This is a genomic window from Siphonobacter sp. SORGH_AS_0500 (assembly GCF_002838835.1).
Lineage (GTDB): Bacteria > Bacteroidota > Bacteroidia > Cytophagales > Spirosomataceae > Siphonobacter.
This window is the reverse complement of record NZ_NHPP01000017.1, coordinates 25,253-47,868: the sequence shown is the minus strand read 5'-3', so window position 1 is coordinate 47,868 and position 22,616 is coordinate 25,253. Positions and strand designations below refer to the sequence as shown.

Here is a 22,616-nt window from a genome sequence, read left to right as displayed (position 1 = left end):
CAGTGAACCCACTTCAGTACCCATACATACTTCAAAACAAAACTCCTTAAAATTTAACCAAAAAAATTGTGAAAGCACTTTTAGCGAAATCAAGGCATACGCTTTCGTTTCTGGGTCTTTTTTTAGCCGTGTTCTGCGGTTTAAATTCGGCTCATGCTCAGGTAACTTCCTCTACAGTGACGGGACTTGTGGTGGATAATAAAGGTGAAGCTCTGCCCGGAGCCACCGTTATTGCCATCCACGAACCTTCCGGTAGCCGTTATGGAACTACCACCAATGCTTCCGGTCGTTATACCCTGATTGGCGTACGGGTAGGCGGTCCTTTTAAAATTACTGCTACGTTCGTAGGCTTTCAGGACCAAGTGAAAGATGGTATCTACACCAACCTGGGTACTTCAGCGGACGTAAACTTTCAATTATCAGACGCTTCTTCCCAATTGTCTGAAGTCGTGATTACGAGTAACCAGAACGGCGTGTTCAGTTCGAACCGGACCGGTGCTGCTGCCTCGTATGGTCGCGAAACGATCAATACGATTCCTACCCTGGGCCGTACCATCAACGACATTACCAAATACAACGCCTACGGAAACGGCCAGTCTTTCGGTGGACAGGATGCCCGTTTCAACAACATTACCATTGACGGTTCCGTATTCAACAACGGTTTCGGTTTAGGCTCTTCAGCTTCGGCGGGTGGACGTACGGGAACTACGGCCGTATCACTCGACGCTTTGGATGAAGTTCAGTTAAACGTAGCTCCTTTCGACGTTCGCCAAACGGGATTCTCAGGAGCGAGTATCAATGCCGTGACTCGTTCCGGTACCAACGAATTCTCAGGTTCGGTTTATTACCTTTTCCGTAATTCTGATTTAGCAGGTAAAAAAGCCAATGGTAAAGAATTACCTCCGGTAACGATCAATAACAATACCGCTGGTTTCCGCATTGGTGGCCCTATCATTAAAAACAAGTTGTTCTTCTTTGCTAACGTTGAACGTTACAAGAGCAGCACGCCCGCTCTGGATTGGGTAGCCAACCGCCCTGGAGCCACAGGTAACGTTTCCAGAACAACTGCGGCTGATTTGGAAGATTTGAAGCAGTTCATGAGCACCAATTTCAATTTTGACTTAGGTGCCATTGATAACTTTAATAATCAGGTTAGTAGTACAAAAGGCTTACTTCGTTTGGATTACAACATTAACGATAACCATAAGCTTTCGGTACGTTACTCTCATCACGACTCTCAATCTGAGCAGGCCATCAGCAACAGTAATAGTAGTTCAACTGCTGGTTTTGGTAACCGTACGGGCTATGCTACGGGTAGCTACAACGGAGGTCTGGCTCTCTCGGCTCAGAATACAGGTTATAAAATTGCTGATAACACGCGTTCCTTAGCTGCTGAATTAAACTCTACTTTCAACGGCCAGTTTGCGAACCGTTTAATTGTTACGTATAACAAGCAGATTGAGGACCGGACCTACAGAACTGGTCTTTTCCCTACTGTTGACATCCTGAAAGATGGTTCTACTTATACTTCCGTTGGATTTGATCCTTTTACTCCTAACAACAAACTGAACTATTCGACATTTAACGTCACGAATAACTTCAGTTATTTTGCGGGTAAGCATACCCTGACTTTCGGTCTGTCATACGAGCACTTTACTTCTAACAACGTTTTCTTCCCAGCTTCGAACGGCGTATACGTCTATAACTCTATAGATGACTTCAAGACAGCGGCTTTGGCTTACTTAGCGAATCCCAATGCCACTACTTCACCCGTATCTGTAAGACGTTTCAATTACCGATATTCATTATTACCAGGTGGAGCCGAGCCTTTACAAACGCTGAAAAGAGCCACGTATAGTGCTTATGTGCAGGATGAATTCCAAATCAATCCTAACTTCAAGCTGACGGCTGGCGTTCGTGCAGATATTTTTGCTTACGATAAGAAAACAGCCGAGTCCTTCTATAACCCCGTTCTTACGGAGGATTTAGCAGGTAAATTCCACGATGAGAACAATAACCCTTATACGGTTAATACTGGCGTATTCCCTAAACCACGTCTGTTGATTTCTCCCCGTATTGGTTTTAACTGGGACGTAAAGGGCGACAAAATGACTCAGATTCGCGGTGGTAGCGGTTTCTTCGTATCTCGTATTCCTGAAGTATTGGTATCTAACCAGTTAGGTAACAATGGTATCAACACGGCCTTGGTTACGGAGGAAAACACTACTAATATTCCTTTCACGCTAAACCCAAGCCGGTTTATCCCTAGCGAAACGGACATTAGAAAGTTAAAACCTTACACCGTAAATGCTACCGATCCTAACCTGAAGTACCCCTTGGTATGGAAAACCAACTTAGCAGTCGATCAGCGTTTACCAGGTGGATTCATCGGTACTTTGGAGGTGATTTATAACCAAACACTTCAGGGCTTACGTTACATTGATGCTAACTTGAAAACGGCTGACCGTAAGTTTACGGGTCCTGATTCTCGCGACCGTTATCCTTCGTCACGTTTCGCTAATTCGGCGGTTACGAGCACATTCGTTATCAAAAACACGAACAAAGGTCAGGCCTATACCTTGACTGCTAAATTAGAAAAGCCTGTCTCTAAAGGTTTAGGAGGAATGTTAGCGTATACCTTCGGTCAGGCTCGGGATTTACAATCCGTAGGAAGTACGGTTCAAGCCAACATTCCAACGGTATATGGTCAAAACTATTTGGGCGTTTCCTATGCTGACAATGACCTGCGTCACCGCATCATTGGTTACGTAAATTACCGTCTTAACTATGGTGGTCAATTTGGTGGATCAACTACCTTCACCTTAGGTATGACCTCTGCCAGCGGAGGCAAAATTTCCTACACCTATAACGGTGACCTCAACGGAGATGGCCAAAATGGTAACGACTTAATTTACGTACCTAACTCTGCTTCAGACATCACGTTTGTTCCCCTGACGGTTGGATCAGGCTCTAGTGCCCGCGTATATACCGTAGCAGAGCAGCAAGCGGCTTATGAAGCGTATATCAATGGCAACAGCTACCTGAAGACTCGTCGTGGTTCTTATGCTGAGCGTAACGGTGGACAATTCCCCTGGTTGACTCGTTTTGACTTTACCGTTATTCAGGAGTTCTACGTTAAAGTAGGCGATAAGGGTAAGAAAAATACGATTCAGTTACGGGCTGATATCCTGAACGTTGGTAACCTTTTAAATAACAAATGGGGTGTGGGTTACGTATCTACTTCAGCTAACCCGCTGTCTTACGTTTCTACCAGCTCTGAAGGTGTTCCTTCATATCGTTTAGGCACTCAGAACATCGATGGCCAAACCGTTCTGTTGAAGGATTCTTTCGTAAAATCAATTACGCTTGACAACGTTTGGCAGGCACAGATTGGCTTACGTTATATTTTCAACTAAGAAAAAAGCTTACGTATACGAAAATCCCCCGGCTGGCTTCAGTCGGGGGATTTTTGGTTAATAGTCTGAGTAGGTTTGATTTAGTTTGAGAAGGTTTGAAAGTTTGAGGTCTGCATTGATCGAAGAACTCGCGGTTTAGCCGAACGCGTTCATAATTCAAATAGCACAACCCTCATCTAACTATATCAAACTTCACCAAACCACTCTAACTTAGGTAAACCTGATAAGTCGTCTGGTATACTTCTTCGGGCTTAAGAATAAATAGCCCTTCGCCGTTATTAAAAGCGTCGACGTTGGCCGTTAAAGGCTCCATCGCTACCCGTTCCCGATCCGGGAAGGTATAGACTACCTGATAATTTACGTTCCCCTCCCCTCTTTGGTATTCCAGATTAAGGGTTACGCCCTGTTTTGCTGAAACCAACTGCGTAAGATAACCGCCTTCGTTCAGCTCATAAATCGCATCTAAAGAGCGTCCTTTCAGCTTATAGCCTTCAGTGGCCTCGAAAGGCTCCACTCCAGCGGGCATCATGAGTTCATCATCCAGCAGGATTTGGTTTTTAGCGGGGAAGTAGATCGTCCAGTCATCCACTGTACCGCCCGGTAACTGAAAGTACGGGTGCCAGCCTAAAGCAACAGGCATGGGTTCGGTTCCAGTGTTTAGGGCTTGGGGACTAATATCCAGCTTTCCTGAACTCAGTAAATCATACCGGATTTCAAATTGAAACGGAAAGGGATAGCCCGGATAAGAGCCATCGTGCTGGTATCTCAAACGAATACCTGCCGAAGCAACGGTAGACCACTCCTCCACTACTTCAAAAGTTTCGTGGTGCACAATGCCGTGAATCGCCGCCTGCTTTTCAGGTTCGTTAATGGGTAACTGATACGTGTTCCCCTGATAGGCATACACGCCATCCTTAATCCGGCTGGGCCAGGGAAAAAGGAATGCACTGCCATACTTAGGATTGTCTCCGAAAACAGCCGGGTCTTCAGGAGTATCAATGACCGCAAAAGATTGATTTTCTTTGCTAAGTTTTAGCTGACGGATGATCCCACCCAGGCCAGGCAAAATATGTACTTCATCACCCGTAACTGGATTTTGAAGGATGTACGACTCATACGAGCCGTACGTTGACTTGATAATTTTCATGAATCAAACGGGTCGGTTAGCCACCCTGCTCATACATAGAGAAAAGTAAGAAAACTTGCGACTTGGCTTACAAACTTAATAATTCTTTGAAGCGAATACCTGACGACGGGATATTTCAATTTTCTCGGGTTTATCGTTGGGGCTGCGTAACGTTGCCAGTAAGCCTCCCGAAAACCAGGGCTCAATTTTATCAATGTAATTGAGGTTAATGATATGTTTGCGGTTCGCCCGGAAATAAATTTTACTATCAAGACGGTCTTCCAAAGCATTCAGTGACTTCAGGACCAGCGGTTTCTGATCGTCAAAGTGCAGACGCACGTAGTTACCCATGCTTTCAAACAAACGCACTTTCCCCAACTTCACAAACCAGCATTTTTCTCCGTCTTTAATAAAGATCTGGTCGTTTTCAGATAAGGCTTTGGTCGTTCCATCAACCTTACCCTGATGTTCCAGTTCCTGGTGATGGATCTCCTCTTCGGCCCGTTGAACGGCTTCGGTTAAACGCGAAAGCTCGACGGGTTTGAGCAAATAATCCAGAGCATTTTGCTCGAAAGCTTTGATGGCGTATTCATCGTAAGCGTCGTGAAGATTACTTCCGGCACATCGCCTTCGAGGCTTTGCAGCAACTCAAACCCGTTTTTACCCGGCATTTGAATATCCAGAAATAACAGATCAGGTTTTAATTCATCGATCAGTTGAATGGCTTCGTCGGCATTGGCCGCTTCACCTACAATATGAACCTTCGGAAAGTTTTCCAGTAATCGTTTTAATTCATTACGAGCCAGACGTTCATCATCAACAATTAAGGCTTTCATCCTTTTATGAGTTTCGGGTTTAGTGTTAGATAGGTTATAAAGACGCTATTAACCGCGTCTGATGCTTTACTTGAAAGGGTTGGTTGTATTATTTTCGCCCTTAATGCATTCCATCGCGTCTTTACTCAACGTTTACTACGACCGGAGCTTCCTTCGGTTTTGGGTTTTCCATCGGGATTAATACTTCGGCACAAACGACATCTTTCGCAGATTGGTAAATCTTGAATTCGGCATCTTCTCCGAATAATAATTTCAGCCGGCGTTCGGTGTTTTTTAGTCCGAAACCACCCGAGTCGGTATCCTGTAAAATACCCGTATTTGAAATGCGGATTTCCAGTCGGTTCTGATTCAGTTTCGATTCAATGCTGACAAAACCACCTTTGATGGGTTTGGATACCCCGTGCTTGATGGCATTTTCCACTAAGGTTTGCAACATCATAGGTGGTACCAGACAATTTGTTGTTTCGGGATACACATTCCGCCGCACTTCCAGCCGTTCCTCGTAGCGAATTTTCTCCAAAGCGAGGTAATCATCTACCGTTCGCATTTCTTCGCCCAAGGTTACTGTTTGCCGACGATCCGCTAACAGGCTACTTCTGAGGATATTAGACATTTGAGTAATGCCCTTCTGAGCCCGATCCGGGTCTTCCAGAATTAAAGCCCGAATGCTGTTCAAAGCATTAAACATGAAGTGCGGGTTTAGCTGAGCCCGTAATACTTTCGCTTCGGTTTCCTTCGCTAAAGACTCCAGCTTTACCTTTTCAACGGCGATTTCCCGCGTCGTTTCCAGATACTGGAACATGTGATACAGGATTAACCAGATCAGCATTGGTTTTCCCCAGAAGAAAAGGAAACTGAACAAATGTCCGCCGGGGTATTCCATTTCGGTCGTAAAGACATCAAAAGGAATATTCAGAGCGGTCATTACGCAAGCCAGAATACAGGCCGTTAATAACACCTGCGGAACTACTTTTCGGTAATCTGACACATCCCGATTAAATTTTTTAACATACCGGCGGTACTGATGGGTCAGGAAAATACTCAGAACGATGTTAATAAAATAGTTAAGGACAAGAACCCAATTTTCGGTTTCCTTAAACTCCAGCGAATAGGTTAGCAAATCATTCGACAACCAGAGCGGCCACGCTACCAATTGGCAAATCCAATATACCTTTTCTTTATTATTCATAAGTACGAACAACTAGTCGTAAGCTCGAAGATTCATTCAGGGGCTGTGACGTTTAGGAAAGATAGTCCGATCCTACGTGAGGCTTCTGCTTTTTGGGACTAACGGGGAAATACGTAGATGAAACCGGAAATTTAAAGGCCGAAGTTCAAGTCTGCGTGATGAACGGAACACAGAGGAGACCAAAGGTAAATCCGTTCGAAAGCTGCCTGAGAATTCTCACCACTCGCCACCGAAAAGCCGAATTTTCCTAAGGCCGTCCCTTGCCATGAAGATTCCTATTTTGATTCCAAACGTAAAGACGTCCCTGTATCGCATCTCCCACTTCGGATGCTAAACCCTCTCAAAAAGGCAAATTTAGCCATTAAACAAAAAAGACGCCAGATTTGGCGTCTTTATAGAGAACTACTCGGATGCTATTCAAAAACTTTCAGAAATGTAACAATGAACGGAGCGGAAAGTAACAAGCCATCGAAACGATCCAGAAAACCACCGTGACCGGGTATTACTGATCCTGAATCCTTGATCTGAATGCTGCGTTTGAAAAGCGATTCAACCAGATCGCCATACGTTCCGGCCACTACAATAACGGCGGCTATCCAGTACCATTGCCAGGGATTCAAATCCGCGTAGGTCTGTGAAAGAATATAAGCGACAACCATTGCGGTAACAGCTCCACCGAAACTCCCTTCCCAGGATTTTTTAGGAGACACCCGTTCAAAAAGCTTCGTCCGGCCAAACTTGGTTCCGGCGAAATACGCTCCCGAATCACTCGCCCATAACAGGAATAGACAACCTAAAACCCGCTCGTAACTGTACGTTCCTCCTAGCAGGGCAATAACCGTAATCAGGGCGAAAGGGATGGCTACGTAGATGATTCCCAGGAATGTATAGGCAATATTAGTAAAAGGCTTGATTTCGTTTTTCTTGTACAGCTTAATAAAGAAAATCAGCGTAAAAAGCGGCGAAAGCAGGAAGTATAACTCAAAATGCAGGTAATGCTTTTCAATCAGGAACGTCAGAATATTCATGAATACGCCCACACCTGTGCCGTAATACTTCAGCGGTGCGATGTCGTCCAGACCGACCAACCGATAGAACTCCAGTTGACTTAACCCACCGATGAGCACGAATAAAACCAGGTAAGACCACTCGCTCCAGTAAATGCCAAAAATCATCAGGGCAGCCCCGATGATGGCGGTAATAACCCGTTGACCAAGGTTTGAATAACTACTCAGTCGTGTCTGTATTTTTTTCCTCATGCTTAATGATAAATTCGGCAAAAGCCGCATCCTGTACCGGAACGTGAAGCTCGCAATGTCCCCATAAGTAGGAACTATCCTGCTTGCTCAAAACTACCCCATCGATTTGATATTCATCCAATAACCAACCCTTGACGAGCTCTACTCGCCAGGGCATAAAGGACTCATATATTTTAACCCAGCCTTCCAAATGATAAAAGATTTACAGGTAAAACGGACGAGTAATCAGCTTTGTTTATGGGATTCTATTTCCTTAATTCTGACAAAAGTAACGCAGGGCGAATGCCTTTGGTGGTTTCCGGGTGAAATACTTTCTCAGGCTTCCGGGATTTGGGGTTTCAATCGGGTATAAATGATTCGCATTAACGACAGGGCAATCACTCCCGAAACCAGTGCCGAAGTCAGCGGAATGGATTCGTTGTTTTCTACGTCAATATCTACCAGCTTTTGCCCCCGCAGGTAGATCATCAATACCACAAAACCGTTATTAACAAAATGGGCAAACACAGGAATCCAGAGGTTTCGCGACCAGAGGTATAGGTAACCAAACATGGCTCCGAGAATCATACGGGGAAAAAATCCCATGAACTGCATATGATAGGCACTAAAAATAGCCGCTGCCAGCCAAACGGCCAGGTGTGGACTTCCCCACCAGCGTTGGAAGAGTTTCTGTAACGTAGCCCGAAATAGTAATTCTTCTCCTAAAGCGGGCAATACCGCAATGACAAAAAGCCCCACTATAAAGTGTAGAAAATCAGGAAACTGGGTTAAAAACTTCGTTAATGTTTCGAGCTGTTTTTCGCTATTGACCATCCATTCGGGTAAGGGAAGTTTCTGGTTCCATTCGAAAATCAGGCTATTGAAAGGAATGTAACTAATGACCAGCACCAAAACTGCCACCCAAATCAAAGGGTCCGGCGAACCTTTTTCTATAAAAACGATGTTGCGTTTCTCAATCAGATACCAATAAATAAGAGCCGTCAAAGTGAAGCTGAATAATGAATTGATGCCCTGCATAAGCATCATGGCGGCCCAACTGTGCGGGTAAGCGGTAGGATTGGTAAATAAGGACGTGCCCGCCGCGGATAAGTCTGCTCCCGTTAGCCATTTGACCAGCGGGTAAATTAGGGCGATTTGTGAAACGGCACTTAATACCACCATCAAGCCAAAAAGTATCAATAAACTGGCCACAGGTGAAAATCGTCTGGCTGGACGATCAGGGGATTCAAGCATTTCCATGTAATTTTGTAAAATCAAGACGCATCCAATAAGACGGAGCGGATACGAAATAAGGTCTTTTCTTTTATTCTTATTTCATAAACCGTAGCTCCAGTTATTTCCTCCACTCGAATGGTAAAGATCAAAGATATTGAATTAGGCGAATTTCCGATACTATTGGCTCCGATGGAAGACGTGAGTGACCCTCCATTTCGGGCCGTATGTAAGTCCGGTGGTGCCGATCTAATGTATACGGAATTCGTTTCCAGCGAAGGACTGATTCGCGACGCAGCCAAGAGCCGTCAGAAGCTTGATATTTTCGAATACGAACGCCCCATCGGGATTCAGTTGTTCGGTTCGGACGTAGATACGATGGCCGAATGTGCGAAAATTACTACCGAAGTTTCTCCCGACCTCATCGACATTAACTATGGTTGCCCCGTAAAACAGGTCGCCTGTCGCGGAGCCGGAGCCGCTTTATTACAGGATATTCCCAAAATGGTTCGCATGACGGAGGCGGTGGTAAAAGCCACGCATTTACCCGTAACGGTAAAAACCCGCCTGGGCTGGGATGACTCCACCAAGAACATTGAAGAGGTAGCGGAACGTCTGCAAGACATCGGTATTCAGGCTCTTACCATTCACGGTCGTACCCGCGTGCAAATGTACAAAGGTGATGCCGACTGGACACTGATTGGCAAGATTAAGGATAACTCCCGTATTAAAATTCCGATCTTCGGGAATGGCGATATTTCCAGTCCTGAAAAAGCATTGGAGTATAAAAATCGTTACGGCGTAGACGGAATTATGGTAGGTCGGGCCAGTATTGGTTACCCCTGGATTTTTAACGAAATCAAGCATTACCTGAAAACGGGTGAAATGCTTGCTCCACCAACCATTGCCGACCGGGTAGCAGTATGTCGTCAGCACGTAGAGTTTTCGGTTCGCTGGAAAGGCGAGCGGCTGGGCATTCTGGAAATGCGGAGACATTACGCCAGTTATTTCAAAGGCATCGAGGGAGCAAAATCATTCCGCAGCCGTCTGGTATTAGTAGAGACTTTCGCTGAAGTAGATGAGATTTTACACGAAATCTCCGCTGCTCACGCGGTTGAAGTTAGTTACTAGTTTACCATTAGCTGTTTTGCTGCTCTTTTGGATTGGTTATCCGTAAAGACTAGCTAATAACAAGATTAGTGTGGATCACCTAATTAATGCTGCCAGCGAAAAAGCTGGCCGGGCCACGCTGGCAGCGGCAGCATCCGATCTACTTTTAAATTTTAGGTGGCAGTCGTTCGGCAAAGCCGAATGACTGCCACCTAAAATTTACCACTGGATTATGAATCCAGAACAAGAGTACAATTCCGTCATTAACCTAACTGAAAAATTTATGCAAAAATCTACTCCTCCTATTGCCTGGGTTATATTAATGGGACTCGCTCTGACCTGGGGCAGCTCGTTTATTTTGATGAAACAGGCCCTTCACACATTTTCAGGTATTCAAATTGCTTCGTTTCGCTTACTGGCAGCCGGAGCTTTTTTTGTGCCTATTCTGCTTACTCAGGTCAATAACCTGCCTACGGCGAAGCAATGGTTTTGGGGTTTCGTGTGCGGAATGGTCGGTAGCTTTATCCCGGCGTATCTGTTCTCGTTTGCGGTTATGCACATGAATAGCTCACTCGTCGGAATTTTGAATGCCTTTACCCCCCTTTTCGTACTCATCATTGGCTTCCTGTTTTTCAAACAGAAAATGACTTCCCGGCAAGTCATTGGCTTAGCACTAGGATTAATAGGCTGTATTTTAATAACCCTAAGCGGAAATAAGGGAGCCATTACGTTCAATTATTATTCGCTACTGGTGATACTGGCGACGGTTCTTTATGGGATTAATCCGCACTTATTAAAGACGTATTTATCTGATTTAAAACCCTTTATATTAACCGGCATTACCTTCGTTACCGTTGCTCCGCTGGCGGCAGCCTTTTTATTTCAGACTGATTTTGTTCATCGTTTTCAAGAAGCCAATGCGGGCTGGTCTTTTGCGGCGGCAGTCACGTTAGGACTCGTTGGTTCGGGTATAGCGATGATTTTTTACAATCAGTTACTTCAGCTTACCGGGCCCGTTTTTGTGAGTTCAGTCACGTACTTAATGCCCATCATTGCCGTAGCCTGGGGTGTAATCGACCATGAACAGATTCAGGCTCAGCATTTTGTGGGCATGGCTATCATCTTGTTTGGGGTTTATCTGGTGAATTCCACCCCGAAAACTAAAAGCGTTTAACCCTCATTAGGAACCCGCCAATACCTAACTTAACTATCCTCACATTTTTTAGCACGTCGTAAAGAAAATTGAATAGAGCTTTGCCTTTCTGGCAGCCTACGCCTTAACTTAGCGACCCAAAAACTGCCTTTATGGAAACGCCGAAGTACAAGCGAATTTTACTCAAACTAAGTGGAGAAGCCCTCAGCGGCGAAAAGAAGTCGGACAAAATCATTGATTCATCCATTCTTGAACAATACGCCCAGGAAGTAAAACGTATCGCTGATCTCGGTGTTCAAGTAGCTATTGTCGTAGGAGGAGGAAACATCTTCCGCGGAAAAGAACTCGAAGCCACTGGTCTGGATCGTGTGCAGGGTGATTACATGGGTATGCTGGCCACCGTCATCAACGGAATGGCCGTGCAGGCTGCTCTGGAGAAAGTAGGTTTGTTCACGCGTCTGATGTCAGCCGTGAAAATGGAGCAAATCTGCGAGCCTCTGATTCGCCGCCGGGCCATGCGTCACCTTGAAAAAGGTCGTATCGTCATCTTCGGTGCGGGAACGGGTAACCCCTATTTCACTACGGATTCAGCGGCCAGCCTCCGGGCCATCGAAATTAAAGCCGATGTTGTTCTGAAAGGAACTCGTGTGGATGGCGTGTATACGGCTGATCCCGAGAAAGACACTACGGCAACGCGTTACAACAGTGTAAGTTTCGACGAAGTAATCGCGAAAGATCTGAAAGTAATGGACTTAGCAGCTTTTGCTTTATGCCGCGAAAACAAACTTCCAATCGTCGTTTTTGATATGAATAAGCCTGGCAACCTGCATAACCTCATCATGGGTCAAGAAGTAGGAACGCTTATTTCATAATTGATTTCAGATTTTCTGGAGGATCAATTTCTCCTGAAACGGTATTACACGTAACATCATACTATCTCCGCAATGGACGAAATAGAGTTTTATCTCGAAGCTGCGACAGAAACAATGGAAGGGGCTATGAAGCACCTGAACATTGAATTAAGTAAAATACGGGCAGGAAAGGCGTCACCAGCGATGCTCGAAGGCGTTATGGTAGAATACTACGGTGTTCCCAGCCCGCTGCAAAACGTGGCTTCCATTACTACCCCCGATGCCCGGACGATCACAGTTAAGCCCTTCGAAAAGAAGATGGTGAACGACATTGATCGGGCTATCCGCAACTCGAACCTTGGTTTTTCTCCCGCCAATGACGGAGAAGTTCTTCGCATCAGTATTCCTCCCGTAACGGAAGAACGTCGTCGTGATCTGGTTAAACGCGTAAAAGCGGAAATCGAAACGGCGAAGGTTAATATTCGTAACGCCCGTCAGGATGCCAATAACAGCATCAAAAAACTGACGAAAGATGGCGTTGCTGAAGATGCCGTGAAGGAAGGCGAAGATCGCGTGCAGAAATTAACGGATAAATACGTAGCTAAAATTGATCAGGTATTTCTGGCCAAAGAGGTGGATATTATGTCTGTCTAGATAGGAATGATTCCCTTAAAACCGGTTTCTGCACAGAAACCGGTTTTTTTATTTTCACACCCTAGAGCAGTAACGAGATGGACTCTCGCACCAGTCATTACCTTAACTGACCTCTCGAACGAAGAGAGAGTTATGCTGTAGAACGGGTCTAGCTTAGTTAAGTTAACGCCTGACCTAACGAGCTCGAAAAAGGTCATAAGATTCTTCGCTTCGCTCTGAATGACAGACGCTGATTCATGATAAATATCCTTCAGGTATGAAATGGTCTCAAATACCAACCGTGTCCTCGGGTTGTCCCCGGATTTCATCCGGGGAAGCAACCCAATAAGCTCCTCCGCTTCGCTCTCTACGACAGATTTTAGCATAATTTCTTCCCCCAACGGTTCTCCCGAAGTGGAGAGCTTACTTATTTTTAGACAGTCTCCAAAAAAGTGCAAAAAAATTAGGTCAATTAAAAACTAAGTCCCACTTTTAGACCGTAAAACGTTTTTAGTCGAAATGACTGCACTCCTCCTTAAAGATGAGCAGATTAAAGCCTCCATTATGGAAGCCGCTCAGAAAATCTTTCAGCAATATGGTTTGAACAAAACCACGATGGAAGACATTGCCAAGGCGATGGGTAAGGGAAAGAGTACACTGTATTATTACTTTGCCAGCAAGGAAGAAATCTTTGAAGCTGTATTATTCAAAGAAATGAGTGATGTCTTTACCCTGATGGAAAAAGCCTGCGAACAGGCCACTACTACCCGGGAAAAATTCAAAGCCGTTACGCAGACCAAGATTATTGCCCTTCATAAAAAGATGAATCTTTACCGGACGCTGTCCGCGGAAGTGCAGTGCAATCGCTCGGTTATTGATTCCTGCCGGAATTTATTCAGTAGCCGGGAAATCAATTTATTCGAAGGAATCATTACTTTCGGTATTGAAAGAAAGGAGATCCACGAACGTCACCGGGCGGATTTAAGCTTATTATCCCACGTGATTTTAAGTGCCTTACGCGGGATCGAAATTGATATTCTGATGTTTGATGAGAATCCTGATTTAGATACTAAACTGGATTTAATGATCGACATCCTCGGAAAAGGGCTTGAATAGCGTTCCTTTTTTTACCTCATTTTCGACCGAAATACAAAATCAGTCGAAAAATCTAAACCTATGTTAATGCAACCCCGATCTATACTTATGCACCTTATGAATTAGTTTGATTATCCGTAGTACCTTAATGATGCCCGAACGGGCTATGCCATGAAAACTATTATTGACCCCCTCCAGGGACAGATCATCTCTGTTCTGCGTACGCTGTTTCGCAAAAGTTTCTACGTGTACGCCCCCCGCACCATCCGTCTCCAACATTCTTTTCAGCAGGATTTTGGACTGACTGATGCCGAATTACGAGAGTTAACGAACGAAGTAGAACACGTTTTGGGCGTTGAGCTGGCGAATCCTTCTCTCCGTCACATCATTACCGTTGGTGACCTGGTAAATGAATTCCGCCAGAATCAGTCTGTTTCTAGTTTCACGTCCTCACCCTCCTCTTATTCAGCTTTAATGAGTTAATACTGAGGATTTTCGGACCTAGCGTCCCTTGCCATGAAAACCTTTACTTTATCAAAATCTCTGGTTATACTGGGGATTTTCAGCTTCCTATTGCTTTCACTGGGAACCAATAAACTCATGCTCTATTCGCTCGATGAGGCCAAAAATGCCGAATGTGCCCGCGAAATGTTTGAGCATCATAACTGGATTGTCCCGACCTTTAATGACGAACTTCGCACGGATAAGCCGCCTCTGCATTACTGGGTAATGATGAGCAGCTACCACCTCTTCGGCGTAAGCGAATTCTCTGCCCGGTTGGGGTCTATTCTTGCCGGGGTCGGTACCATTCTATTAACCTTTTTCTTCGCCTGGCGAAACCGAAATCCGCGAACGGCCTGGATTACTGCTCTGGTCCTACTGGCCTCCCTGCACATTGGCGTTCAATTTCGAATGGCCGTTCCCGATCCTTACCTGATTTTTTTCCTGACCTTAGCCTGGGTTTCTTTTTTTGAATGGTATCGAAAGATTGATCAGTCTTTTCAGTCTTCCCGCTGGATCTGGCTCATGTATCTGGCCTTGGGTTTGGGCGTGTTAACCAAAGGTCCAATTGCGTTGGTACTCGTAGGACTTTCCGGAGGCCTGTTTCTCTTCATGCGAAAAGAACTCGGCTACCTCCTGCAAATGAAACTTTTACCGGGCATTATACTCATTTTAGTCCTTACTTTACCCTGGTATTTAAGCGTGCATCAGGCAACCGGCGGAGCCTGGACAGAAGGCTTTTTTCTGAAACATAACCTCAGCCGTTTTCAGGCACCCATGGAAGGGCACGGCGGATTTTTTCTGGTTACACCCCTGTATGTATTGATTGGATTGTTACCTTTTTCCGTCTTTCTTCCGCAGGCCATTTACTCGGCCTGGAAGCAGCGAAGACAGCAGGAGGTGCTGGCATTTGCCCTGAGTGTGGCTATGGTAGTGGTTGGGTTTTTCAGCTTTTCCGGTACCAAACTTTTCAATTACACGGTGCCGAGTTATCCCTTTGTTGCCTTCCTGATCGGGGCTTTTCTGGATACAGTTCTGGAGCAGGAATCACTCTGGAAATCACTTCGCCCTTCGCTGATCGTATACATCGTACTCGCGGCTTTATTACCCATTGCTTTTTATCTGGGACTTCGACTCGATCCGGTGGTATCGCATCTGGCGGACTGGGCATTCATTTTTCTGACGTTCCCCCTGGGAGCCGCCGCCGCCTGGTATCGCTTCCGGCATCATCAGTTGAATCGAACAATCATGGCTCTAACGGGTTCATTCATTGTTACAGCCATTCTGTTTTTCCAGCTGGCTTATCCTATTATTGATCGGGAAAATCCGGTGAGTCAGACCATTCAGCTCATCGGGCCCGAGCAAAAAGTCATTGCTTATAAACAATTCAATCCAGCATATGTGTTTTATCTCAATCGCCCGGTTGAAGTGATGCAAACGCCCGAGGCTTTGCAAAATGCGTTGCAAGTGCATCCGTCCGTCATGGTTATTTCCCGAACTGAATTTCTATCCGAACTGGATGAGTTCGAACAGTTACAGGAAGTCATCCGAAAGCGTGACCTTTTCGAAACCCCCACCACGATTTTATTAAAGAAATCTCCGGAATACTAGTTCATAAATCGTTTAATTCCACTGTTTGAAGGGGTACTCATGCCCTTCACCATTGGACTGAACCGATGAACGTACCCGGACCTTATTCATTCGTCCGCAGAAAAGGCTGAAAACGTCGTAAAGAATTGTAACTTACCGTTTCTTTAGCCTTCCATGCTGAGACGAAGCTAATCCGAATCGATTGGTCTCAAATCCCAGAAAACCATGAAACATTTTCTGATTACGGGAGGAGCAGGATTTATAGGTAGTCACCTTGCCGAGCGACTACTGTCTACGCCAGATACCGCCGTTACTATTATTGATAACTTCGACGATTTCTATAGCTCTTCTCAAAAGCAGGCTAACCTCCAGGCTATTAGCCAGCATCCTCATTTTCAATTAATTGAAGCTCCTGTTACGCATCAAAATTACCTTACTAAAATCCTTCAGAGTCAGCGGTTTGAAGCCATTATTCACCTGGCAGCCAAAGCGGGCGTTCGGAATAGCATTCACTCGACAAAAGAGTATTACGATACCAACGTTATGGGTACTCTTTCCATGCTGGAGATTGCTCGAACCTTGTCGGTTAAGAAATTCATATATGCCTCCTCTTCAAGCATTTATGGGGAGAATCCAAATGTACCCTGGAAAGAAACGGATACGGATTTACAACCCATTAGTCCTTATGCTTCTTCTAAAATTTCAGGAGAAATGCTGGGACGCACCTACGCTCACTTACACGGAATTCAGTTTTTAGCCCTACGGTTTTTCACCGTATATGGCTCCCGTCAGCGGCCCGATCTGGCCATTCATAAATTTACCGATCTGATTCTCAACGCTCAGCCCATCGTACTCTACGGCGACGGCAGCACCCAGCGGGATTACACCCACATCAGCGACATTATTACTGGTATTGAACGGGCTCTTCAGTACGAAGGATCTGGTTTTGAATCTTTTAATTTAGCTTCTGGAAAGCCCGTTACGCTACGAAAACTCGTTTCTTCACTGGAGATAGCCCTTGGTCGGGAAGCGATTTACGAACATAAAGAAGAACAACCCGGCGACGTTTCCCAAACCTACGCAGACTTAACCAAATCACGGCAGCTCCTGGGTTATGAACCGACGGTAAGCCTCGAAGACGGTCTCCGGGAATTCGTTCAATGGAAAGCGGCTTTGCCCCATTTAACAATATAAGCGTCTTGGAGTTGTGGGTTTTGAGTTTAGGGTCACGCTTCCACAGGGAAGTGCCTTTGTCCTGGTAATCATCCATTAACTCAAAACTAACCAACTCGAAACTCTATACTCTACATGTCTAGTCCTTTACTTTCGCTGGTAATCACCTTATTAAACGAAGAAGATAATGTTCAGCCCCTGCTGAGCCGCGTTCGCGAAGCCATGACGGGTCTTTCCTATGAGCTAATTCTGGTGGACGATGGATCAACCGATGCTACCGTTGCCCGGATCAAGCAATACGCGGATGAACAGGTGAAGCTGGTTGTGCTTAATAAAAATTACGGACAGACCACCGCCATGGCGGCGGGTATCGGTCAGGCTCTGGGACCCTATGTGGTTACTCTCGACGGTGATTTACAGAATGATCCCGCTGACATTCCCCTCATGCTGGAAAAACTGCAAAAAGAAAATCTGGACGTAGTTGCCGGACTGCGGGCCAATCGGCAGGACGGGATGGTCTTACGTAAAATTCCCAGTAAAATCGCCAATGCTCTCATTCGTCGCATGACGGGTGTCTACCTGCATGATTACGGTTGCACGTTAAAGATTTACAAACGCCAGATTGCCCAGAACCTGGGCTTATACGGTGAGTTACATCGCTTCATTCCCGTGCTGGCCGCCATGCAGGGAGCCCGGATGCAGGAAATGCCCGTTCGGCACCACGCCCGGCAATTTGGGAAATCAAAATACGGCCTAGGTCGCACCTTTAAGGTCATGTCGGATTTATTACTGATGGTCTTCTTCCAGAAATACTTCCGCAAACCCATGCACCTGTTTGGTCCGGTTGGAATCCTTACTTTCTTCGCGGGAGCTTTAATCAGCCTTTATTTAGCCGGAGTAAAAATCAGTGGCGAAAACATTGGCAATCGTCCTTTGCTAACCGTTGCCGTGGTTATGATATTAGGTGGTTTACAGATTATTACCTTTGGATTTATGGCTGAAATGATGATGCGAACCTATTACGAAACAGGTAATAAATCGACTTACCTCGTCCGCGAAATCTATTCCCGTTCTTCTGAAGTTGTTTCCCTTTGAAAAAAACTACACTTACTACCCTCCTAAAGCTCGTCCTCACAACGGCGGCTTTAGGATGGATCGCGTACCAGATCGACTGGGACAAGACCCTGCCGCTGCTCCAGCGAGCTCACTGGGGCTGGATTCTGCTGGCTTTTCTGATTTATAATGCCTCCCAGCTTACTAGTACGCTTCGCATGGGAGAACATCTGAAAGTAGTACCCATCCAAGAACCTTTTCCCTTTCTGATTCAGCTTTATTACCGTTGCATGTTCTTTAATCTGTTTTTGCCGGGAGGGATTGGCGGTGATGGGTATAAAGTCTGGTTACTCCGCAAACGCCATCAGTCCGATTACCGATTATTACTCTCGGCTTTATTACTGGATCGGGGTAGTGGACTGGTCGCTATTACCTTTCTTGCCCTTACCCTAGCCGGATTCAGTCCCTGGGTAGCCGCAGTCTTACCCTTTCCATCGCTTTTTCTAGCGGGATTTGCGTTAGTCGTCTTTATGGGAGGCTGGATGATTTACTGGCTATTTTTCAAAAAGTTTACCGGGGTCTACTTACGGACTTTCCTGTTATCCATTTTACTTCAGTCTTTACAGATGATCGTCCTGTTATGCTTGCTTGAATCCATGGGTGTGCAGAACGCCCGGATCGAATATGGACTGATCTTTCTAGGCTCTTCGCTGGCTTCGGTGTTGCCCTTAACCGTCGGAGGCATCGGCGTTCGGGAGTTTATTTTTCTGGAAGCAGCGAATTATTTACCCATCGCATCTGATCAGGCGGTATTAGCCAGTTTGCTCTTTTTTCTGATTAACGCCTTGAGTTCTTTAGCCGGAGCTTTGGTATCCCTGCCCAATCAACCCGCTAACGCGACGCTTGACTAATGAGGTTCTAGCCCTATTTTTGAAGTTTCCTCTCTGATTGATCCTCTATGAATACCGACCGCCTGCTTTCGGGACCCATTTACGGCATTATGTGGCTGGCCATCGCGGCCGTTTATATCATCGGACTTTTCGTCCCGATCTATGATGCCGACCCCGCTCACCACGCCCTGATTGCCCTGCATATGCTCGAAACCGACGACTTTATCAGTCTAATCGACCGGGGGAAAGATTACCTGGACAAGCCGCATTTATTATTCTGGTTATCAGCTGCTTCGTTTAAATTGTTTGGCGTCAGTACCTTTGCTTATAAATTCCCTTCATTACTCGCTTCCATTCTCGGATTTTATTCCACTTACCGCTTAGGAAAACTGCTTTACAGCGAGAACGTCGGAAAACTGGCCGCTTTGATTTACGCGACTTACTTTGCTCAGTTTCTGGCTAATCAGGATGTACGGATGGATGCCATGCTAACGGCCTACATCGTCTTTTCGATCTGGACACTGATGGCTTTTGTACGAACCCAAAGCCTGGGATTTGCCATAGCAGCGGCCTTTGGCATGGCTCTGGGCTTTTCCACCAAAGGCGGCATTGGCGTAGCAATGCCACTAATGGCCGTAGGAATGCAGTTACTCTTTGAAAAAAACTGGAAAGCCCTTTTGCAATGGAAATGGATACTAATGGGGGTTTTCTTTCTGATCTTCATCAGCCCGGTATTATACGCTTTTTACCAGCAATTTGACCTGCATCCTGAGAAAGTAATCCGGGGAATGACGGGTATTTCAGGAATCAAATTCATACTGCTGGGGCAAAGCATTGAGCGTTTTCAGGGCGAAGCCTGGGGCGGCACGGGCAGTAACGATCCTTACTTTTTTCTGCACACCTTATTATGGGCCGGGCTGCCCTGGGCTTTTCTAAATTATTGGAGCCTGATTCGCAGTCTGATTGCTTATAAAAATCTCAAAGAAGTTCTGACACCGGGTATCATCATTCTGATGATGATCATCCTATCGATGGCTCAGTACAAACTTCCGCATTACCTTAACCTGCTGTTTCCTTACCTGGCTCTTCAGCTCAGCGGACAGTTGTTCGACCTGCCCAGCAAACACATTCGCTGGGTGTTTTACTTTCAGTGTCTGGTCGTAGTGCTCATGCTCGGCATGGTCACTTACATCAACACCTATTACTTTCCCATTCCGGGCGTGATAAACCAGGTGGTAGCAGCTACGGTCGCCGGAGTGATTTTGTTTTTGAGTCTCCGGCAATCGCCTCTGTTTTTACGGCTCATCAGCGTTTGCGTCGCGGGAGCAACCATTACCTTTATGGCTCTGAATGCGAATGGTTACCCGCAGTTATTCAATTACGATGCGGGCTATCAGTTTGCCCAGTCTACTCGTAAAGAACCCGCCATTCTGGATTCGTTTGAGTTCTATAACATCTATAGTTATACCTTCGATTTTTATACGCAGAAGATTCACCCACCCCTTCTGCCGGGCCAGTTACCAACCAGCCGATGGGTCATGACCGATGCTGAAGGCTTAGCTCAGCTTCGGAAAGCAGGGGTAAAAATCGCCCAGATTCGGACGAACCAACATTACCATCTATCGAAGTTTTCGGGAAAATTTCTCGACCCTAAAACAAGGTTCCAGGTTTGTGAACGTCGATATTTGATTGAACGATACTAAAAAGGTTGGAGAACGATTAATGTTTGATTAGGTTTGAGGAAAGCCTTTTTGCTTAAAAACACTAAGCCGAATCTCCAGGTTAACCTATATAATTCCTATCACTGAAAACGATTACGCATGAAAATAGCAGCCATTGATATTGGCTCGAACGCCGCTCGACTACAGATTTCAAAAGTCCTTGATAATGAAGGCGTTTTAACCTTTAAGAAAGTAGAATACGTGCGTTTCCCCCTGCGTTTGGGAATGGATGTGTTTAATACCGGCTCGATCAGTGCCGAAGGCGAAGTACGCCTCTATAAAATGCTGCATTCGTTCAAGTTGCTGATGGAACTGCACGAGTGCAAAGACTACATGATCTGTGCCACCTCAGCCATGCGGGAAGCCAGTAACTCGCTGGATATTGTTACGCGGATTGAAGGTCAGTTAGACATGAAAATCCAGATTATTGACGGTACAAAAGAGGCCGAGCTAATTAATAATGTAGTGGTACAGTCGCTGGCTTCGGATAAAAACTACCTCCACGTCGATGTGGGCGGTGGTTCCAGCGAGCTTAATTTATACGTTAATCGGGCGAAAGTGACCAGCCGTTCGTTCAAAATTGGGTCGGTTCGTTTGCTGGAAGGCAAAGAACAGAAATCGGATTGGGATAAAATGAAACGCTGGATTCTGGATAATATCGATCCCAACCAAAGCGAATTGATCGCCATCGGAACGGGTGGAAACATCAATAAGCTCTTTAATCTTTCTGAAACCCGGCTTTCTCCGGTAAGCATGGACATTAAAGAATTGGAGCGGATTAAAACGCACATTGCGTCGTATACGCTGGAAGACCGGATCAATAAACTGCAACTCAACCCCGACCGGGCGGACGTTATTGTCCCCGCTTCAGAGATTTACCTGTCAGCCATGCGTTGGTCAGGTGCCAAAGAAATTATGGTGCCGGATCTGGGTTTAAAGGACGGCATTATTCAGTACGTTTATGATCGTTACCTCCATCGCAAACGCAAAAAAGAAACGGATCTTTAACTGACTTCTATACGCTTCGGTAACCCCAATTGCCTGGCATAAGTTGCCGGAGCGTATGTATGAACCCGTTCGAGTAAAGCATTCGCCTCTTCCATGAACTCAAACTGAATATCTTCGTGCAGTTTGGGAATTTTCTTCAAAACGGCTTCGGTCCTTTTAGCGATGTATTCAGCAATGCCATCCGTTTTGGATGTGTATTTCTGAACGTAAGGTAGCTGTTTTTCAAAGCATTGATTCAAAAGATACAACACCAGTTCTATTTCGCCGTATTTATCCTTCGTAATCTTCACGTGATAGGTAATCATGGAATGTATTTTCCGCATATCCATCATTAACCAACCCGATGAATCGGGTTCTAATTTGTAGAGACGATCAATCGTATTCTGAATGGCATCGCGACGTTCCTGCACGGTTTCTCCCCCTTCAATCAACTGAAACTGTAGCTGTTCCTGCAAGTCTTTGTGTTTGTTAATCAAACGCACCAACAGCTTGTCTTTTTCCTCCCGCGTCATACTTAACACCGCCGCTTTCAATTCTTTACTAATCGCCATTTTATCCGTTTACTATTTTTAGTTTGCAGTTCTAGAACCAAACCCGTTGTTCTTTTAAGGCAAAAGCTGGCAGCACCTAATCCATGCCCTTTAGTTTGGCTGCCAGCAGAAAAGCTGGCAGCGGAGACTCTACTCTAAACTTTCCTTTTTGTATCTCTCCACAAAAAACCATCGCCATGCCGCTGCCAGCTTTTTTCGCTGGCAGTACCTACTACCTACCCTTTAGTTTAGCTACAAGCAGAAAAGCTG

Annotated in this window: 19 protein-coding genes and 1 pseudogene; 14 read left to right on the top strand and 6 right to left on the bottom strand. The window is 45.6% G+C overall.

The genetic code is table 11. The features are described from left to right. Nucleotides 1-68 precede the first annotated feature (68 nt). Nucleotides 69-3,416, top strand: coding sequence for a carboxypeptidase regulatory-like domain-containing protein (locus tag BWI96_RS17530; protein ID WP_106637832.1), 3,348 nt, complete (start codon nt 69-71; stop codon nt 3,414-3,416). A gap of 205 nt (nt 3,417-3,621) precedes the next feature. Here the strand turns inward: BWI96_RS17530 and BWI96_RS17525 are convergent, their stop codons facing one another. The 4 genes and pseudogenes from BWI96_RS17525 to BWI96_RS17510 form a co-directional block, all read right to left on the bottom strand. Next, on the bottom strand, nt 3,622-4,563 hold the full coding sequence (locus BWI96_RS17525; protein WP_106637831.1) for an aldose 1-epimerase: 942 nt from the start codon (nt 4,561-4,563) through the stop codon (nt 3,622-3,624). Nucleotides 4,564-4,630: 67 nt separating this feature from the next. Further along, a pseudogene (locus tag BWI96_RS17520) lies at nt 4,631-5,378 on the bottom strand (LytR/AlgR family response regulator transcription factor). Between the two features lie 121 nt (nt 5,379-5,499). After that, complete coding sequence (locus BWI96_RS17515) at nt 5,500-6,567, bottom strand: sensor histidine kinase (protein WP_106637830.1); 1,068 nt, start codon at nt 6,565-6,567, stop codon at nt 5,500-5,502. Between the two features lie 413 nt (nt 6,568-6,980). After that, entirely contained in the window at nt 6,981-7,826 is an 846-nt protein-coding gene (locus BWI96_RS17510) for a phosphatidate cytidylyltransferase (RefSeq protein WP_106637829.1), read from the bottom strand. A 190-nt stretch (nt 7,827-8,016) separates the two neighbouring features. Between BWI96_RS17510 and BWI96_RS21685 the strand changes: the two genes are divergently transcribed. Then, a complete protein-coding gene (locus tag BWI96_RS21685; RefSeq protein WP_157830417.1) occupies nt 8,017-8,178 on the top strand; it encodes a hypothetical protein in 162 nt (53 codons plus the stop codon). On the opposite strand, the gene BWI96_RS17500 is transcribed toward BWI96_RS21685, so the two are convergent. After that, nucleotides 8,142-9,059, bottom strand: a complete 918-nt coding sequence (locus BWI96_RS17500) for a CPBP family intramembrane glutamic endopeptidase (RefSeq protein ID WP_157830416.1) — start codon at nt 9,057-9,059, stop codon at nt 8,142-8,144. The genes BWI96_RS21685 and BWI96_RS17500 overlap by 37 nt on opposite strands. A 117-nt stretch (nt 9,060-9,176) precedes the next feature. Here BWI96_RS17500 and dusB point away from each other — a divergent pair, with 117 nt between their 5' ends. The 12 genes from dusB (at nt 9,177) to BWI96_RS17435 (ending at nt 21,816) form a co-directional block, all read left to right on the top strand. Further along, nucleotides 9,177-10,169 carry a tRNA dihydrouridine synthase DusB gene (dusB, locus tag BWI96_RS17495; RefSeq protein WP_106637826.1) on the top strand — a complete coding sequence of 331 codons (993 nt, stop codon included), beginning with the start codon at nt 9,177-9,179 and terminating at the stop codon, nt 10,167-10,169. Nucleotides 10,170-10,431: 262 nt separating this feature from the next. Next, nucleotides 10,432-11,322 carry a DMT family transporter gene (locus tag BWI96_RS17490; protein ID WP_232793786.1) on the top strand — a complete coding sequence of 297 codons (891 nt, stop codon included), beginning with the start codon at nt 10,432-10,434 and terminating at the stop codon, nt 11,320-11,322. A gap of 131 nt (nt 11,323-11,453) precedes the next feature. Then, nucleotides 11,454-12,173 (top strand): UMP kinase, encoded by a 720-nt coding sequence (gene pyrH / locus BWI96_RS17485; protein ID WP_106637824.1) that lies wholly within the window; start codon nt 11,454-11,456, stop codon nt 12,171-12,173. A 72-nt stretch (nt 12,174-12,245) separates the two neighbouring features. Beyond that, nucleotides 12,246-12,806: a ribosome recycling factor gene (gene frr, locus BWI96_RS17480; protein WP_106637823.1), complete on the top strand. Its 561-nt coding sequence runs from the start codon at nt 12,246-12,248 to the stop codon at nt 12,804-12,806. 498 nt (nt 12,807-13,304) lie between these two features. Then, a complete protein-coding gene (locus BWI96_RS17470; protein WP_106637821.1) occupies nt 13,305-13,901 on the top strand; it encodes a TetR/AcrR family transcriptional regulator in 597 nt (198 codons plus the stop codon). A 150-nt stretch (nt 13,902-14,051) separates the two neighbouring features. Next, nucleotides 14,052-14,363, top strand: a complete 312-nt coding sequence (locus BWI96_RS17465; RefSeq protein WP_106637820.1) for a hypothetical protein — start codon at nt 14,052-14,054, stop codon at nt 14,361-14,363. Between the two features lie 33 nt (nt 14,364-14,396). After that, nucleotides 14,397-15,992 (top strand): glycosyltransferase family 39 protein, encoded by a 1,596-nt coding sequence (locus BWI96_RS17460; protein WP_106637819.1) that lies wholly within the window; start codon nt 14,397-14,399, stop codon nt 15,990-15,992. 204 nt (nt 15,993-16,196) lie between these two features. Beyond that, entirely contained in the window at nt 16,197-17,165 is a 969-nt protein-coding gene (locus BWI96_RS17455; protein WP_106637818.1) for a GDP-mannose 4,6-dehydratase, read from the top strand. 114 nt (nt 17,166-17,279) lie between these two features. Continuing rightward, a complete protein-coding gene (locus BWI96_RS17450) occupies nt 17,280-18,239 on the top strand; it encodes a glycosyltransferase family 2 protein (protein ID WP_106637817.1) in 960 nt (319 codons plus the stop codon). Beyond that, nucleotides 18,236-19,108 (top strand): lysylphosphatidylglycerol synthase transmembrane domain-containing protein, encoded by an 873-nt coding sequence (locus tag BWI96_RS17445; RefSeq protein WP_106637816.1) that lies wholly within the window; start codon nt 18,236-18,238, stop codon nt 19,106-19,108. The genes BWI96_RS17450 and BWI96_RS17445 overlap by 4 nt, the downstream gene beginning before the upstream one ends. 47 nt (nt 19,109-19,155) lie before the next feature. Continuing rightward, nucleotides 19,156-20,790 (top strand): glycosyltransferase family 39 protein, encoded by a 1,635-nt coding sequence (locus tag BWI96_RS17440; RefSeq protein WP_106637815.1) that lies wholly within the window; start codon nt 19,156-19,158, stop codon nt 20,788-20,790. Nucleotides 20,791-20,907: 117 nt separating this feature from the next. Next, nucleotides 20,908-21,816, top strand: coding sequence for a Ppx/GppA phosphatase family protein (locus BWI96_RS17435; protein ID WP_106637814.1), 909 nt, complete (start codon nt 20,908-20,910; stop codon nt 21,814-21,816). Here BWI96_RS17435 and BWI96_RS17430 read toward each other — a convergent pair. Continuing rightward, on the bottom strand, nt 21,813-22,367 hold the full coding sequence (locus BWI96_RS17430; RefSeq protein WP_106637813.1) for a hypothetical protein: 555 nt from the start codon (nt 22,365-22,367) through the stop codon (nt 21,813-21,815). The two genes, BWI96_RS17435 and BWI96_RS17430, sit on opposite strands and share 4 nt — an antisense overlap. Nucleotides 22,368-22,616 lie beyond the last annotated feature (249 nt).

What these genes read in the sequence shown, in the direction of transcription:
- BWI96_RS17470 (WP_106637821.1), top strand. Translation starts at nt 13,305, where the DNA reads ATGACTGCACTCCTCCTTAAAGATGAGCAGATTAAAGCCTCCATTATG.
- BWI96_RS21685 (WP_157830417.1), top strand. Translation starts at nt 8,017, where the DNA reads ATGATAAAAGATTTACAGGTAAAACGGACGAGTAATCAGCTTTGTTTA.
- frr (WP_106637823.1), top strand. Translation starts at nt 12,246, where the DNA reads ATGGACGAAATAGAGTTTTATCTCGAAGCTGCGACAGAAACAATGGAA.
- BWI96_RS17440 (WP_106637815.1), top strand. Translation starts at nt 19,156, where the DNA reads ATGAATACCGACCGCCTGCTTTCGGGACCCATTTACGGCATTATGTGG.
- BWI96_RS17430 (WP_106637813.1), bottom strand. Translation starts at nt 22,367, where the DNA reads ATGGCGATTAGTAAAGAATTGAAAGCGGCGGTGTTAAGTATGACGCGG.
- BWI96_RS17515 (WP_106637830.1), bottom strand. Translation starts at nt 6,567, where the DNA reads ATGAATAATAAAGAAAAGGTATATTGGATTTGCCAATTGGTAGCGTGG.
- dusB (WP_106637826.1), top strand. Translation starts at nt 9,177, where the DNA reads ATGGTAAAGATCAAAGATATTGAATTAGGCGAATTTCCGATACTATTG.
- BWI96_RS17490 (WP_232793786.1), top strand. Translation starts at nt 10,432, where the DNA reads ATGCAAAAATCTACTCCTCCTATTGCCTGGGTTATATTAATGGGACTC.
- BWI96_RS17460 (WP_106637819.1), top strand. Translation starts at nt 14,397, where the DNA reads ATGAAAACCTTTACTTTATCAAAATCTCTGGTTATACTGGGGATTTTC.
- BWI96_RS17455 (WP_106637818.1), top strand. Translation starts at nt 16,197, where the DNA reads ATGAAACATTTTCTGATTACGGGAGGAGCAGGATTTATAGGTAGTCAC.
- BWI96_RS17435 (WP_106637814.1), top strand. Translation starts at nt 20,908, where the DNA reads ATGAAAATAGCAGCCATTGATATTGGCTCGAACGCCGCTCGACTACAG.
- pyrH (WP_106637824.1), top strand. Translation starts at nt 11,454, where the DNA reads ATGGAAACGCCGAAGTACAAGCGAATTTTACTCAAACTAAGTGGAGAA.
- BWI96_RS17465 (WP_106637820.1), top strand. Translation starts at nt 14,052, where the DNA reads ATGAAAACTATTATTGACCCCCTCCAGGGACAGATCATCTCTGTTCTG.
- BWI96_RS17510 (WP_106637829.1), bottom strand. Translation starts at nt 7,826, where the DNA reads ATGAGGAAAAAAATACAGACACGACTGAGTAGTTATTCAAACCTTGGT.
- BWI96_RS17500 (WP_157830416.1), bottom strand. Translation starts at nt 9,059, where the DNA reads ATGCTTGAATCCCCTGATCGTCCAGCCAGACGATTTTCACCTGTGGCC.
- BWI96_RS17525 (WP_106637831.1), bottom strand. Translation starts at nt 4,563, where the DNA reads ATGAAAATTATCAAGTCAACGTACGGCTCGTATGAGTCGTACATCCTT.
- BWI96_RS17450 (WP_106637817.1), top strand. Translation starts at nt 17,280, where the DNA reads ATGTCTAGTCCTTTACTTTCGCTGGTAATCACCTTATTAAACGAAGAA.